This window comes from Ensifer sp. ENS08 (assembly GCF_014852195.1).
In the GTDB taxonomy this organism is placed as follows: Bacteria; Pseudomonadota; Alphaproteobacteria; order Rhizobiales; family Rhizobiaceae; genus Ensifer; species Ensifer adhaerens.
The window spans coordinates 107886-122811 of the sequence record NZ_JACVBF010000005.1 but is presented as its reverse complement, the minus strand read 5'-3'; the positions used below and the strand labels follow the sequence as shown (position 1 = coordinate 122811).

The window sequence follows — 14926 nt, the reverse complement described above, 5'->3', positions numbered from 1 at the left end:
CATGGTTCTGGAAGCACCCCACCTTCCCCTGATCGGCAAGCGGCTGCGCCAGGAATCCTCCAAAGACGACCGCATCAAGCTCGGCTTCATGGCAGTCATCGGGCTATATCTGGTCGTCGCGCTTGGCGCGCCGCTCTTCGTCATGCTGTCGAAGTCGCTGTCGACCTACCGGTTCGAGCTTTCGGCTTTCGAGTTCCAGGTGAGCGACGAGACGGGGGCGAACTGGGGGCCGGTCGTCACCGCCGAAGACCTGAACCGGGAACTCGGGGCGGTGACGGAAGCCGAGCTTTCCAGCAGTTCCGACGGACGGCTCGCGGCCACAAAATTATTCCCGGATTTCAAGTTCCGCAGCCCCGTTCACTACCGTATTCGCGGCACGAACGACGATGCCGCCTTCCTGGTCGGCTCCACCCTCGAAAAGGGGACTGAGTGGCGGGACTATGATTCCGGTACCTTCCGGCGCGTCGTGCTGCGACCCGCGCGCGCTCTGGGTTTTACGAACTTCACGACCTATTTCTCGACGCCGGCGCTTGCGCAGTCGATCTACAATTCCGTGCTGATGGCGGTGATCAGCACGGTGTTCACGATCTCGGTCGCCTTTGCGCTTGCCTACGGCCTGACGCGCAGCTGCATGCCGCTCAAAGGGCTTTTCCGCGGCATCCTGACGATCCCGATCCTGGTGCCGTCACTCTTGCCGGGCATTGCACTCGTCTATCTCTTCGGCAATCAGGGCATCTTCAGGGATTGGCTTTTTGGCTATTCGATCTACGGGCCGATCGGCATCGTCATAGGCTCTGTTTTCTTCACCCTGCCGCATGCCTTCCTGATCATCCTGACGGCGCTCTCGATTGCCGATGCTCGCCACTATGAGGCGGCCGCATCGCTCAAAGCCAGCAAATGGCGGACCTTCACGACCGTCACGGTGCCCGGCGCGCGCTTCGGCATCGTCTCTGCGGCCTTCGTCGTCTTCACGCTTGTCATCACCGATTTTGGCCTGCCCAAGGTGATCGGCGGACAATACGGCATGCTCGCCGTCGACATTTACAAGCAGGTGATCGGCCAGCAGAACTTCGAGATGGGCGCGGTCGTTTCCGTCATCCTGCTGGTGCCGGCGGTGCTTGCCTTTTACGTCGACCGGCACATGCAGAAGCGGCAGGTAGCGCTTCTGTCGGCGCGCGCCGTGCCCTATCAGCCGAAGCTCAATGCCCGCATGGACGGTCTGTGCTTCACCTTTGCCTGCTTCGTCAGCCTCTTCATCCTCGGCATGATCGCCATGTGCCAGATCGCAGCGGTGGTGAAGTTCTGGCCCTATGACCTGACGCTGACAGCCAAGAATTTTGCCTTCGACCTGATGGACGGTGGCGGCTGGGCCGCCTATGGCAACTCGATCCGGCTCGCGCTTTTGACGGCACTCTTCGGTTCGATCGTCGTCTTTGCCGGCGCCTACATGGTGGAGAAGGCCGATGGCTTCCGCTTCGGCCGTGGCCTCTTTCACTTCCTGGCGATGATGCCGATGGCGGTGCCCGGCATGGTGCTCGGCCTTGCCTATATCTTCTTCTTCAACAACCCGGCCAATCCGCTGCACCCGATCTACGGCACGATGACGATCCTCGTCGTCTCGACCGTGACGCACTTTTATACCGTCGCGCACCTGACCGCGCTGACGGCGCTGAAGCAGATGGACCCGGAGTTCGAATCCGTCGCCGCGTCGCTGAAACAGCCCTTCCACCGGCTGTTCTTTCGGGTCACGGTGCCGGTCTGCCTGCCGGCGATCCTCAACATCGCTATCTATCTCTTCGTCAATGCGATGACGACCGTCTCGGCGGTGGTGTTTCTCTACTCGACCGACACCAAGCTCGCGTCAGTCGCCGTGCTAAACATGGACGACGCCGGCGATATAGCGCCGGCCGCGGCCATGGGCATGATGATCTTTTACACTAATGTTGCGGCCAAACTTGTCCACGCGCTGATCGCGCGCGGTCTGCTCGCGCGCACCCAGGCTTGGCGCTAACCCGCAACCAGCCCTTCGCAAAGCGCCGCCCTTCCTTCGCTCTGAAGGACGGCGGCGCTTTTGTCCGCGTCACTCTACGCCACCCGGAGCTCCGCCATCACCACTTTGCGGTCGTTTCCTGCGCGCAGGCGCTCCATCTCGTTGAGACGCGAACGCTGCGGCGTAAGGCCGTAGCGTTCGCGGTAGGTGCGGGAAAAGTGCGAGGCGGTGGAAAAGCCGCAGGCGACCGCGATTTCGATGACCTGAAGCGACGAGGTTATGAGCAGCAGGTGAGCGCGCTCGAGCCTGAGGTCGAGATAGTAGCGCGCCGGCGTGCGCCCCATTTCTCTTCGAAACAGGCGCTCGATCTGGCGCCGGGAAAGTCCGGTCGAGGGCCACATGTCGGCGAGCTTCAATGGCTCGGCAAGATTTGCCTCCATCTTTTCGATGACACGGATCAATAGAGGGTTGTCGATGCCGAGACGTGCCTGCAACGGTAATCGCTGGCGCTCGCCGGTCTCACGCAGCCGCTCGCAGAGTGCCGCCTCGCAGATACGGGTGGCCACGTCCCGACCAAGGTCCTCTTCGATGATGTGCAGGAACATGTCGAAGGGCGCGTTGCCGCCGGCGCAGGTATAGATCCCGCCGTCGATCTCAAAGGCGGTCTGGCGCGGGTCCGCGATGAAGAACCGCTCGGAGAAGTCTGGAAAGTGTTCCCAGTGAACGGCGCAGCGACGCTCATCGAGCAGCCCCGCGCGCGCTAGGCAGTAGACGCCGCCGCCAAGCCCGGCGAGGCGCGCGTTGCTGCGAGCGCCTGATCGCAGCCAGGCCTCCAGGGCCCTGTCGGCCGATGGCTTCTTGCGGCCGCCACAGATGACGATGAAGCCCGGATCTGCATCGCGGCCAAACCGGTTGCGTTCGGCCGAGAGCGGCGCCGCTACCGGAATGCCCGTGCCGCAGGATGAAACGGCGGGTGCTCCATCCGCCGCTACAAGGTGCCACCCGTATACCGGGCGGCCGGCCACGTCATTGGCGAGGCGTAGCGCTTCGATCGCCGCGGAGAAGCCATGGAGGGTAAATCCATCGAGCAGGTAGAAGGTGAAGTGGCGAGCCTGCGTACATGGCTGTTGCATTGTCTCTTCCTGAGGGCGTCGAAGTGGTGCGCGGAAAGAATAGTTACATTATGCAACATATTGGACCGTTGCCAATCCCGTTAAAACGAGGATCCGAAGAAATCCGCTCGAAATCCGTGCGGGTGAGGGGCTACTGCGCGTGCGCTGCGGCGTGGACAGCCGTTGCAGCTTGTCAAATGGACAAAAATGGACACAGATAGTCACATGTCAGAACAACAAAACGCCCGCGCTCTTGCTCCACGCCGTCACGGCGAGATCCTCAGGCGGCTTGCAGCCGACGGTACCGTTGGTATCACCGAGCTTGCGGATTTCTTCGATGTTTCGCGTCAGACCATCAGGCGCGATCTGAAGCTTCTTGCCGATCGCGGCCAGCTCGATCTTGTCCATGGCGGCGCCACCCTGTTCGAACCGACGGAAGCGGCCTTCGTCGAGCGGCGGGAGGAGAATGCCGGGCCAAAAGCGCTGATCGGTCGTGCAGCAGCAGGTCTCGTGCGCGACGGCATGGTGATCTTCCTTGATTCCGGCACGACGACGCTTGCTGTGGCCCATGCCCTGACTGGGCGAAAAAACTTAACGATTTGCACGACTTCGCTATCGATCGCCTTGCTGATGTGCCGACAGCCCCAGGTGCGCGTTCATATGCTCGGCGGCGAAATCGATCCGGATGAAGAAGCGGCCATCGGTATCGATGCGCTCGAGGCGATCAGCCATTTCCGCGTCGACGTCGCGTTCTTAGGCGGCGGGGGCCTGTCGCCCGATGGAGAGGTGACCGACTTTACCCGCAGCGGCGCCGAGCAGCGCTCGCGCATGGTGGCAACGGCGGCCAAAGCCTATTTCGTACTCGACAGTTCCAAGTTCGGACGGCTGACGCCGCTTCGCATTCCCCGCTTCGAAGCCGCCGCCGGAGTGATTGTTGATCGACATCCGCCGGAGGCGATCCGCGAGGCGCTCGAGCGCAAAGGTCCAGCCCTGGTCGTTGCAGAACAACAAATGTAATCTTTTGTAACTTTTTGTCTTGTTCTTTGTCCGCGTTTTGTTACCGTGCGGCCTTCCATGGGTTCGGGAGGTCGTTTCATGGCGCAGGAATTTCCAACACAGGCACAGGTCGTCATCGTCGGCGGCGGTATTATAGGCTGCTCGGTCGCGTATCACTTAACCAAGCTCGGCTGGAACGACGTCGTTTTGCTGGAGCAGGGGCAGTTAAGCGGCGGCACCACCTGGCATGCGGCCGGTCTCGTCGGTCAGTTGCGCAGCCACGCCAACATGACGGGCCTCATCAAATATTCGACCAAGCTTTATAGCGAGCTTGAGTCCGAGACCGGCCTTGCCACGGGCTGGAAGAATTGCGGCTCGCTCTCGGTTGCCCGCACGCAAGACCGCATGACCGTGTTGAAGCGCACGGCGGCCTCTGCTCGCGCCCAAGGCGTCGCGATCGAGGTGATCTCGCCGAAGCAAGCGCAGGAGCTCTGGCCGGTCATGGCGATCGACGATCTCGTCGGCGCCGTCTGGCTGCCGGGCGACGGCAAGGCCAATCCAACAGACCTCACGCAGTCGCTCGCCAAAGGCGCCCGCAATCGCGGCGCCCGCGTGATCGAGCGCGTCCGGGTCACAGGCATTTCGACCAAAAACGGCGTCGTCACCGGCGTCGAAACCGATCGGGGGGCCATTGCCGCGGAGATCGTCGTCAACTGTGCCGGTCAATGGGCACGCAAGGTCGGCCAGATGTGCGGCGTCACCGTGCCGCTGCACTCGGCCGAGCACATGTATATCGTCACCGGCCGCATCGAGGGCGTACATCCTGACCTGCCGGTCATGCGCGATCCGGACGGCTACATCTATTTCAAGGAGGAAGTCGGCGGGCTCGTCATGGGTGGCTTCGAGCCGGAAGCCAAGCCCTGGGGCATGGCAGGCATTCCCGACGATTTCGAGTTCGCCCTCTTACCTGACGATTGGGATCAGTTCGAAATCCTGATGCACAATGCGCTGCAGCGCGTGCCGCAGCTTGAAACATCCGAGGTGAAGAAGTTTTACAACGGCCCGGAGAGTTTTACCCCGGACAACAATTTCATTCTCGGCGAGGCGCCCGAACTGAAGAACTTCTTTGTCGGCGCAGGCTTCAACTCCATGGGGATTGCCAGCGCCGGCGGGGCAGGTCGAGCCCTTGCCGAGTGGATCGTAAACCGCGCGCCGACCATGGATCTTTGGCCGGTCGATATCCGTCGCTTCGCGGGCTTCAACAACAATCCGCGCTGGCTTCACGATCGCGTCAAGGAAACGCTCGGTCTGCACTATGCGATGCCTTGGCCGAACCGGGAGCTGGATACGGCACGCCCCTTCCGCCGTTCGCCTCTCTACGATCGGCTTGCCGCCAAGGGCGCGTGCTTCGGTTCGAAAATGGGATGGGAACGGGCCAATTGGTTTGCTGCGGAAGGCGAGCGCCCCGTCACCGAGTATTCCTTCGGTCGGCAGAACTGGCATGAAGCGGTCAAGCGCGAGATGAAGGCAACGCGCGAGGCCGCCGGCATTTTCGACCAGACCTCCTTCGCCAAGCTGCTTGTGCAGGGGCGGGATGCGGCAGCAGCGCTTAACCGCATCTGCGCTGCCGACATCGACGGCGAGATCGGCCGTTCTGTCTATACCGGACTCTTGAACGCGCGGGGCGGCTACGAGAGCGACCTGACCGTCATGCGACTTGCGGCCGATCGCTTCATGCTGATCACAGGTTCGGCCCAAGCGGTGCATGATGCGGACTGGATCCGCAAGAACCTTGCCGCGGACGCCCACGTGACTTTGACCGACGTGACGTCGTCCTATGCAGTCCTGGCGCTGATGGGACCGAAATCGCGCGACATCCTCTCGAAGCTTACCTCGGCGGATATCTCGAACGAGGGCTTTCCCTTCGCGACTATCCGCGAGATCGATATCGGTTACGCCACGGCCTTTGCCAACCGCATGACCTATGTCGGCGAACTCGGCTGGGAACTGATCGTGCCGACAGAATTCGCTGTCGGTGTTTACGAGGCGCTGCACGAGGTCGGTCGCGCCTTCGGCCTGACGGATTGCGGCTACTATGCGCTTGAGGCTTTGCGGCTGGAGAAGGGCTACCGCGCCTGGAGCCGGGAACTGACGCCCGACATCAACCCCTACGAGGCTGGTCTTGGCTTTGCGGTTGCTCTGGGAAAACCCGGCGGCTTTGTCGGCCACGATGCGCTCGTGGCCGCAAAGACCAAGGGCCTGCCCTCGCGCCGCATCGTTCAGTTTACCCTGGACGATCCCTTGCCCATGCTTTGGGGCGGCGAACTGATCCTGCGTGCGGGAAAACCGGTCGGCGAGGTCCGCTCCGCCGCCTACGGTCACACGCTTGGGCGTTCGGTCGCACTCGGCCTGCTTGAAAACCCTGAAGGCGTGGACAAAACGTTCCTCGAGGGGGAGCGCTTCGAGATCGATCTTGCAGGCATTCGCTATGCCGCGACGGTGCATCTGGCACCGGCATATGATCCGCGTGCGCTGAGGGTCAAGATTTAGACCATCTTTTCGCGATGCGACGAATTGCGCGTGTTGATCTTCCCGCGAGCCCGTCTAGGCGGGCTCGCGTTCCAGCAAGAGCTTTGCCGTTTGCCAGAGGTCCTCGACCCTGCGCCTGCGCGTCGCGGCGTGACGGTAAAGCCGAATTTCGAGGTCGAGATTCCAGCCCTTATCCGTAGAGGCGGGTACGAGGCCACCGGCATCGATCGCGTCACGGGCAAGGCTTTCGGGCAACCAGCAGACGCCGGCACCCGACATCGCCATGTTCATCAGCCCGGCACTGATCGTGTTTTCATGCGTCGTGCGGCGCCGGAAGGGCGGGCGCCGCAGCATGAGACGCGAAAGGGCGACCCCGAAGAACGAATTGAACCCGTAGCTCAGATAGGGAATAGCGAGCCGCGGCTGCGCCACAGCCCGGTCGAGAATATTCAGCCCCGGTAGCGTACCATCGGGGATAGAGACGTTTGCGGCGGCGAGCGGGATCAGCCGATCATGGGCGATCGTCAGCGACGAGAATTGTGCGCGGTCGAGATGGAATGGCACCTCCGAATGCGCATAAGTCAGGAAGAAATCCGCCTCGTCACCGATGAGGGCGTCAAGATTGGCCTCGATGCCGCCGCGGTCGGGCATCAGCGAGGTGCTGAAAGCGCCACCTGCGTTTTCGAGCAGTTTGAGCCAGCCAGGGAAGATCGTTACCGTCAGCGTATGGAGCGCGGCAAAGCGGATGAGGCCTTCTTCGTGAGACGGGCGTAGCGATTCGCGCGCTGCATAGAAGGTTCGGATTGCCTCCTGCGCTATGGGCAGGAAATTGCGACCTGCCGGCGTCAGTTCCGCCGGCATGGTGGCGCGGTTGATCAGCGTCGCCCCGAGCCAACGCTCCAACTGTTTGATGCGGCGGCTGAACGCCGGCTGAGTCACGTTGCGCAACTCGGCAGCGCGCGAAAAACTCCACGTGTCGGCGAGGGTCACGAAGTCCTCCAGCCACTTGATCTCCATGCCCAGATCTCCCCTGCGTTGCAGCTGAGGGGATCATAAGTCGTTGGAAAGAAATCGCTATGCCGATATTGCATCAGCCTTTGCTAAAAGCGAATTAGCCAAACCCCGACAAACCTTCCACGTTGCGCCCAAGGCAAACAGTTCTGATTTCGAGGCAGCGAGGAGGCTCACGAAATCAGGCTGATAACAAAAGGGGGATTGTTAATGGCCTTCCAGCTTCACGCTGATCTTATTCTGCACAACGGCCGAATCTGGCGAGGCAGGGAGGAGGGGATCAGCGAGGCCGTTGCCATTTGGCAGGGCAAGGTTCTGGCCACCGGCAGCGATGCCGAGATGGCGAGCCTCAAGGGGCCCCATACCAAGGTGATCGATCTCGAAGGCCGTTTTGCTAGCCCCGGTCTTATCGACAATCACCTTCACCTGATCTCCACCGGCATCACCATGGGCTGGGTCGACGCGACCCCTGCCGCTGCGCCGACGCTTGCCGCCCTTATGGAGAAACTTGCCGAACGCGCGGCCGTCACGCCGAAGGGCGCATGGGTGCGGGCACGGGGCTATGACCAGGTCAAGCTCGATGTCGGCCGGCATCCGACCCGCGAGGAACTCGACCGCGCCGTACCGGATCATCCCGTGCTGCTGACGCGCGCCTGCGGCCATGTGGCCATCGCGAATTCGCTGGCGCTGAGCCTGGCGGATGTCACCGAGGCGACGCCGGTGCCGGACGGCGGCGTGATCGGCACCACGGACGGGCGCCTCAACGGGTTCCTGGCGGAAAACGCGCAGAACCTCATCAAGACGGCTATTCCCGAGGTGACGACGGAGGAGTTGATCGACGGCATCGAGCGGGCAGGGCGCTATCTTCTGTCGCTCGGCATTACGAGCTGCATGGATGCGGCGGTCGGCCAACTTGCCGGCTTTGCGGAAATCCAGGCTTATGAGATGGCCAAGCTTTCCGGCCGCCTGCCGGTGCGCGTCTGGCTGACACTGCTCGGCGATCCCGGCGTCTCGATCGTAGAGGATTCCTGGCGTGCCGGGCTCATTTCCGGTGCGGGCGACGACATGTTGCGCGTCGGGGCCGTGAAGATCTTCCTCGACGGCTCGGCCGGCGGGCGCACCGCATGGATGTCGAAGCCCTATCTTGGTGAGCCCGACAATATCGGCGTACAGATGCTGCCGGATGCCGACGTCGAGGCGATCGTCAAATCCTGCCACGACCGGGGCTATCAGATGGCTTGCCACGCCATCGGCGACAGTGCGATCGAGCAGCTGATCACGGCCTACGAAAAGGCGCTGGCCGGTAATCCCGATCCGGATCGGCGCCATCGCATCGAGCATTGCGGCTTCTCGAGCCCGGAGCAAGATCGGCGCATGAAGGCGGCAGGCATCCTGCCGGCGCCGCAGATGGCCTTCATCCACGATTTCGGCGACAGCTACGTTTCCGTGCTTGGTGAGGAACGGGGCAAGGCCTCCTACCAGATCGGCACCTGGATGCGCATGGGTCTCAAGCCCTCGACCGGCTCGGATTCGCCCGTCTGCTCGCCCGATCCCTTCCCGAACCTTCACGCCATGATCACGCGCAAGACCGGCAAGGGTACCGTGATGGTGGAGGCGGAAAAGCTGAGCCGCGAGGAAGCGTTGCAGGCCTACACGGAATACGGCGCCTATTCTCAGAAGGCCGAAGACGTGAAGGGCAGGCTTGTGCCGGGACAATGGGCCGACATCGCCGTCTTCGACAACGACCTCTTGGAGGCACCGGCCGATACCATTCTCTCAGGCACACGCTGCCTGATGACCCTGCTTGCAGGCCGCGTCGTGCACGACGCACGCTGACGACCTGAAAGACCAATCAACACAAAGCCGAAAACGGCACGAGAGGGAAAACAGCATGCTGAAAAGATTGACATTGGCCGCAATGCTCGGCCTCGGGGTGGCAACCGGAGCGCTGGCTGCCGGCGAACGCCACGGCGGAACGCTCGTCTTTACCGCACCCTATGGCTCGAGCTTCGCCACGCTCGACGTTCAGGCAAGCCCGAACACCCAGGAGGAATTCATCACCCAGGCGATCCACCGCGCGCTCTACAGCTGGGATTCGATCCAGAACAAGCCGGTCCTGGAACTCGCTAGCTCGGAAGAGGTGTCCGAGGATGGTACGGTGCACACCTATCGCCTGCGCGAAAATGCCGTCTTCCACAACGGCAAGCCACTGACGGCCGACGACATCATCTACAGCTACAAGCGCATCGCCAACCCGAAGAACGCCTTCCCGGGCGCAAGCTACATTGCCGTCATCAAGGGTGCGGATGCGTTCATCGCCGGCAAGGCTGAGGAGATTTCCGGTCTCAAGAAAATCGACGACCACACGCTGGAGATCACCTATACCGGACCGATCAACCCCGGCTTCCCGCTGATGCAGAACACGACGGTGATTTATCCGTCTGATGTCAAGGATGAATCGAGCTTCGCCAAGACCCCCGTTGGCCTCGGCGCCTTCGTCTTCAAGGAGCACGTGCCGGGATCGCAGGTCGTTGTCGAAAAGTTCGACAAGTACTACGAAGAGGGCAAGCCCTATCTCGACCGCATCAACATCGTGCTGATGGCCGAGGACGCCGCGCGCGACGTCGCGTTCCGAAACAAGGAAATCGATGTCTCGATCCTTGGCCCGACCCAATACCAGGCCTATCAGGGTGAAGACGCCTTGAAGGATCACCTGCTCGAAGTTGCCGAGGTCTATACGCGCAACATCGGCTTCAACCCGGCCTTCGAACCCTTCAAGGACAAGCGGGTCCGCCAGGCGATCAACCATGCGATCAATGCGCCGCTGATCATTGAACGGCTCGTCAAGAACAAGGCCTACCCCGCCTCCGGCTGGCTGCCGCTGTCTTCGCCGGCCTTCGACAAGGACAAGGTGCCCTACGCCTTCGATCCAGAGAAAGCGAAAGCACTCCTGGCGGAAGCAGGCTATGCCGATGGCTTCGAGTTCGAAGTCACGGCGAGCCCGAACGAAAGCTGGGGCGTGCCGATCGTTGAAGCCATCCTGCCGATGCTGAAGAAGGTCGGCGTCACCGTGAAGCCGAAGCCGGTCGAAAGCTCGGCGCTTGGCGATGCCGTGACGTCGAACAACTTCCAGGCCTTCATCTGGTCGAACCTGTCCGGTCCCGACCCGCTCAATGCACTGCGTTGCTTCTATTCCAAGACGGCGCAGTCCGCCTGCAACTACGCGAGCTATGCGAGCCCGGATTTCGACAAACTCTATGAGGCGGCCCAGCAGGAACGCGACCCTGCCAAGCAGAGCGATCTGCTGCGCCAGGCCAACAACATCGTGCAGGACGATGCGCCGGTCTGGTTCTTCAACTACAACAAGGCGGTCATGGCCTACCAGCCCTGGATCCACGGCCTTGTCCCGAACGCCACGGAACTGGCGGTCCAGCCCTATGACGAGATCTGGATCGACGACACGGCGCCGGACGCACGCAAGTAAGCCCTGAGAGGTTCGGGGCGGTTTCGGCCGCCCCACACATCAGTTGTCCCACCCATCCGGGTGGCCAAAATGGAACCGCTCATGCTTCGTTTTACCCTGCGCCGCATTCTGCAGGTCGTCCCGACGATCGTCGTGGTGGCGCTGCTGATCTTCGTTATCTTCTCCGTCGTCCCCGGTACCTTCGCGGCCAGCCTCTTTGCCGACGGAAAGCGTGCCGCCGATCCGCAAATGATCGCTCGCCTCAATGAGGAGTTCGGTCTGAACAAGCCGCTGATGGAGCGCTTCGTGACCTATGTTACGGATCTCGCCCAGTTCGATCTCGGCACCAGTTTCCGCACCCGCCAGCCGGTCATTGACCTCATCAACGACCGCATGGGCGCCTCGCTTCAGCTGGCCGTCGCCGCCATGGTCTTCGCCATCGTTGTCGGCGTGCCGCTCGGCTTTCTTGCAGCACTCAGGCCCGGTTCGATCCTCGATACGGTGACGATGATCGGGGCGGTTTCGGGCCTCTCCATGCCGCAATTCTGGCTCGGCCTTCTGATGATGTATCTCTTCGCCCTGCAACTGAACTGGCTGCCCAGTTTCGGTTACGGCGACGGCTCGTTTCGAAACCTCATCCTGCCGGCCGTGACCCTCGGCGTCACGCCGCTCGCGCTGCTGGCGCGCACCACCCGGGCCGGCGTGCTCGACGTTTTGAACGCCGACTTCATTCGCACCGCCCATTCCAAAGGCATGAGCGAGGCGAAGGTGGTGCGCTGGCACGTGGCGCGCAATGCGCTGGTGCTGATCGTCACCACGGTCGGCCTGCAGTTCGGCTCGCTGATCGGCCAGGCCGTCGTCATCGAAAAGCTGTTCGCCTGGCCGGGCATCGGCTCGCTGCTGGTCGATAGTGTGGCGATCCGCGACATTCCCGTGGTGCAGGGCACGATCCTCGTCATCGTGCTGTGGTTCCTGATCATCAACACCGCCGTCGATCTGGTCTATGCCGCGATCGATCCGCGCATCAAGCAGGAGTGACGACCGTGCGCCTCGGCTTCAACTTCTGGCTCGGTGCGACGCTGACTGCGCTCGTCATCTTCGCCGGTGTCCTTGCCCATTGGATCGCGCCCTTTGACCCCGTGCTCGATGCCGACTTGATGAACTCCGAACTGCCGCCGGACGCCACCTTCTGGTTCGGCACGGACGGGCAGGGACGGGACGTCTATACCCGCATTCTTTACGGCGCGCAGATCTCGCTGACTGTTGGCATCGTGTCGCAGGTGATCAACTCGATCATCGGCGTCACGCTCGGCATGACGGCCGGCTATTGGGGCGGCTGGTGGGACGATCTGGTCAACGGCCTGACCAACGTCATGCTCGCCATCCCCTCGTTGATCTTCGCGCTTGCCGTCATGGCGGTGCTTGGCCCCGGCCTGCCGTCGCTCTTGATCGCGCTTGGCCTCACCAACTGGAGCTGGACCTGCCGCATCGCTCGCTCCTCGACTCTCTCCTTGAAATCGCAAGGCTACGTGCAGGCGGCCCAGACGCTGGGCTATGGCGACCTGCGCATCATGTTCACGCAGATCCTGCCCAATATGATGGGGCCGATCCTCGTCATGGCAACGCTCGGCATGGGGTCGGCGGTGCTGTCTGAAGCGGCGCTCTCCTTCCTCGGCCTCGGCATCCAGCCGCCATTCCCGAGCTGGGGTTCGATGTTGACCGATGCACGCCAGCTGATCCAGCTCGCCCCCTGGGCGGCGCTCTTCCCTGGCCTTGCCATCTTCCTTTCGGTGCTTGGCTTCAACCTTCTCGGCGATGGTCTGCGTGACAGCCTCGATCCGCATATGAGGACGCGCAAGCCATGACCGCGCCGCTTCTCGACATCAAGAACCTGCAGCTTGGCGTTTCGCTCGGCCGTTCCAGCTACCATCCACTGCTCAAGGGCGTCTCGTTCCAGATCATGCCCGGCGAGGCCTATGGCCTCGTCGGCGAATCCGGGTCCGGAAAATCGGTCACATCGCTTGCCGTCATGGGCCTTTTGAAACGGCCGCTTGCCGTTACCAGTGGCGAGATATTGTTCAAGGGGCAGAACCTGCTGGCGTTGCCGAAACGCGAGATGCGGCGCCTGCGCGGCAATCGCATCGCCATGATCTTCCAGGAGCCGATGACGGCGCTGAACCCGCTTTCAACGGTCGGGCGACAGATCGCCGAGATGTTCGTGCTACATCAGGGAAAAAGCTGGGCGGAAGCCGAAAAGCTCGCCGTCGAAGCGCTCGGGAATGTGCGCGTGCCCAACCCTGATCGCCGTGCCAGGAACTATCCGCACCAGATGTCCGGCGGGCTGCGCCAGCGGGTGATGATCGCGATGGCGCTTGCCTGCAGCCCGGACCTGTTGATCGCCGATGAGCCGACGACGGCACTCGACGTAACCGTGCAGGCCGAGGTGCTGCGCCTCATCAAGGAACTCTGCGCGGCGCGCGGGACGGCCGTCCTCTTCATCAGCCACGACCTTGGCGTCATCGCCAGCATCTGCCAGCGCGTCGGCGTGATGTATTCGGGCTGCCTCGTCGAGGAGAACGAGACGCGGGCGCTCTTTGAAAGCCCGCGGCACGAATACACCCGCGGCCTGCTCGGCGCCCTGCCGCGCCTTGGCAGCCGCAGCGAACATGGGCGGCAGCGGCTCGTCGACATCGACAGCATCATCGCCGACCGCTCGAAGCTGACGGAAAGCCGCTTCATCGCGCCACGCGAACGGGAAGGGAGCCAGCCATGACCGCGCCGCTGCTTCAGGTGGACGATCTCCATGTCCGTTTCCCCATTTCCGGCGGTGGCCTGCTCGGCAAAGGACGGCGTACGCTTCACGCCGTCAACGGCATCAGCTTCGAGCTTGCCAAGGGCGAGTGCCTGTCGATCGTCGGCGAATCCGGTTGCGGGAAATCGACGACGGCGCTTTCCATTCTCGGCCTGCAGGAACCGACTGAGGGCATGATCCGCTATCGCGGTCAGCCGCTCGCGGGGCCCGGCGCGCCGCAACGGATGGACCGGGCGAAAGCGGTGCAGATGGTGTTCCAGGATCCTTATGCCTCGCTCAACCCCCGCCAGTCCGTGCGCACCTCGCTCGCAGCACCGCTGCGGCTGCACGGCATTACCGCCGCCTCGGAAATCGAAGGCCGCATCGAGGCGATGCTCAAGAATGTCGGCCTGACGCCCGAACAGGCCAAACGCTATCCGCATGAGTTCTCCGGCGGCCAGCGCCAGCGCATCGGCATCGCCCGCGCGCTGATCCTCGAGCCTGAGATCGTCGTGCTCGACGAGCCGGTCTCGGCCCTCGACGTGTCGATCCGCGCGCAGATCATCAATCTGCTGCTCGACCTTCAGGAAAAACTCGGCCTCTCCTATCTGATGATCAGCCACGATCTGAGCGTGGTGGAACATATGAGCGACCGGGTGCTGGTGATGTATTTCGGCGAAGTCGTGGAAGAGGGCGGCTGGCGCGAGATTTTCGAAGTCCCCACCCATCCCTACACGCGCCGCCTGATCGCCGCCATTCCCGATCCGGATGCTGCGCTGAATCCGGCGGAAAGGCAGGCGAGCGACGCCACCGTGCCGCAACTTGCCGGCCGCAGCTTCGTTTCCGATGGCAGCACCGCGCCGGATGTTTTTACCGCGCCTGTTCGATCCGAACTGATCGAGATCGGCGGGAACCATAGGGTTCGGATGGCTTTGGCCTAACCGATGGAATGCGCTGAGCGAAGCCCCGTTCCGCCCCGCGGCAAAGATAGGCTAGGTTGCTCAACGTCCGAACTTGGAATCATTGAAATCTAG

The 14926-nt window shown here is 62.3% G+C and carries 11 protein-coding genes; 9 read left to right on the top strand and 2 right to left on the bottom strand.

Going from position 1 to position 14926, the window contains the following annotated elements:
• The first annotated feature begins 1 nt into the window (after position 1).
• Positions 2-2011: a putative 2-aminoethylphosphonate ABC transporter permease subunit gene (locus IB272_RS14220; RefSeq protein ID WP_192444543.1), complete on the top strand. Its 2010-nt coding sequence runs from the start codon at positions 2-4 to the stop codon at positions 2009-2011.
• A 74-nt stretch (positions 2012-2085) separates the two neighbouring features.
• Here IB272_RS14220 and IB272_RS14215 read toward each other — a convergent pair whose 3' ends face one another.
• Positions 2086-3123, bottom strand: a complete 1038-nt coding sequence (locus tag IB272_RS14215) for a GlxA family transcriptional regulator (RefSeq protein WP_034794738.1) — start codon at positions 3121-3123, stop codon at positions 2086-2088.
• A gap of 204 nt (positions 3124-3327) precedes the next feature.
• On the opposite strand from IB272_RS14215, the gene IB272_RS14210 reads away from it, so the two are divergent.
• Together IB272_RS14210 and IB272_RS14205 are read left to right on the top strand one after the other, a co-directional pair.
• On the top strand, positions 3328-4119 hold the full coding sequence (locus IB272_RS14210) for a DeoR/GlpR family DNA-binding transcription regulator (protein ID WP_034794735.1): 792 nt from the start codon (positions 3328-3330) through the stop codon (positions 4117-4119).
• A gap of 78 nt (positions 4120-4197) precedes the next feature.
• On the top strand, positions 4198-6648 hold the full coding sequence (locus IB272_RS14205) for an FAD-dependent oxidoreductase (RefSeq protein WP_034794731.1): 2451 nt from the start codon (positions 4198-4200) through the stop codon (positions 6646-6648).
• A 54-nt stretch (positions 6649-6702) separates the two neighbouring features.
• On the opposite strand, the gene IB272_RS14200 is transcribed toward IB272_RS14205, so the two are convergent.
• Positions 6703-7644, bottom strand: coding sequence for a LysR family transcriptional regulator (locus IB272_RS14200; protein ID WP_192444494.1), 942 nt, complete (start codon positions 7642-7644; stop codon positions 6703-6705).
• Positions 7645-7848: 204 nt separating this feature from the next.
• Here IB272_RS14200 and IB272_RS14195 point away from each other — a divergent pair, with 204 nt between their 5' ends.
• The 6 genes from IB272_RS14195 (at position 7849) to IB272_RS14170 (ending at position 14833) form a co-directional block, all read left to right on the top strand.
• On the top strand, positions 7849-9474 hold the full coding sequence (locus IB272_RS14195) for an amidohydrolase (protein WP_192444493.1): 1626 nt from the start codon (positions 7849-7851) through the stop codon (positions 9472-9474).
• A 55-nt stretch (positions 9475-9529) separates the two neighbouring features.
• Complete coding sequence (locus IB272_RS14190; RefSeq protein WP_060516616.1) at positions 9530-11122, top strand: ABC transporter substrate-binding protein; 1593 nt, start codon at positions 9530-9532, stop codon at positions 11120-11122.
• Positions 11123-11203: 81 nt separating this feature from the next.
• A complete protein-coding gene (locus IB272_RS14185; RefSeq protein ID WP_060517351.1) occupies positions 11204-12139 on the top strand; it encodes an ABC transporter permease in 936 nt (311 codons plus the stop codon).
• A 5-nt stretch (positions 12140-12144) separates the two neighbouring features.
• Positions 12145-12966 carry an ABC transporter permease gene (locus IB272_RS14180; RefSeq protein ID WP_034794912.1) on the top strand — a complete coding sequence of 274 codons (822 nt, stop codon included), beginning with the start codon at positions 12145-12147 and terminating at the stop codon, positions 12964-12966.
• The gene (locus tag IB272_RS14175) at positions 12963-13874 is read left to right on the top strand and encodes an ABC transporter ATP-binding protein (protein WP_034794704.1); all 912 of its coding nucleotides are present in this window, start codon (positions 12963-12965) and stop codon (positions 13872-13874) included. The genes IB272_RS14180 and IB272_RS14175 overlap by 4 nt, the downstream gene beginning before the upstream one ends.
• Positions 13871-14833 carry an ATP-binding cassette domain-containing protein gene (locus IB272_RS14170; protein WP_034794701.1) on the top strand — a complete coding sequence of 321 codons (963 nt, stop codon included), beginning with the start codon at positions 13871-13873 and terminating at the stop codon, positions 14831-14833. The genes IB272_RS14175 and IB272_RS14170 overlap by 4 nt, the downstream gene beginning before the upstream one ends.
• Positions 14834-14926 lie beyond the last annotated feature (93 nt).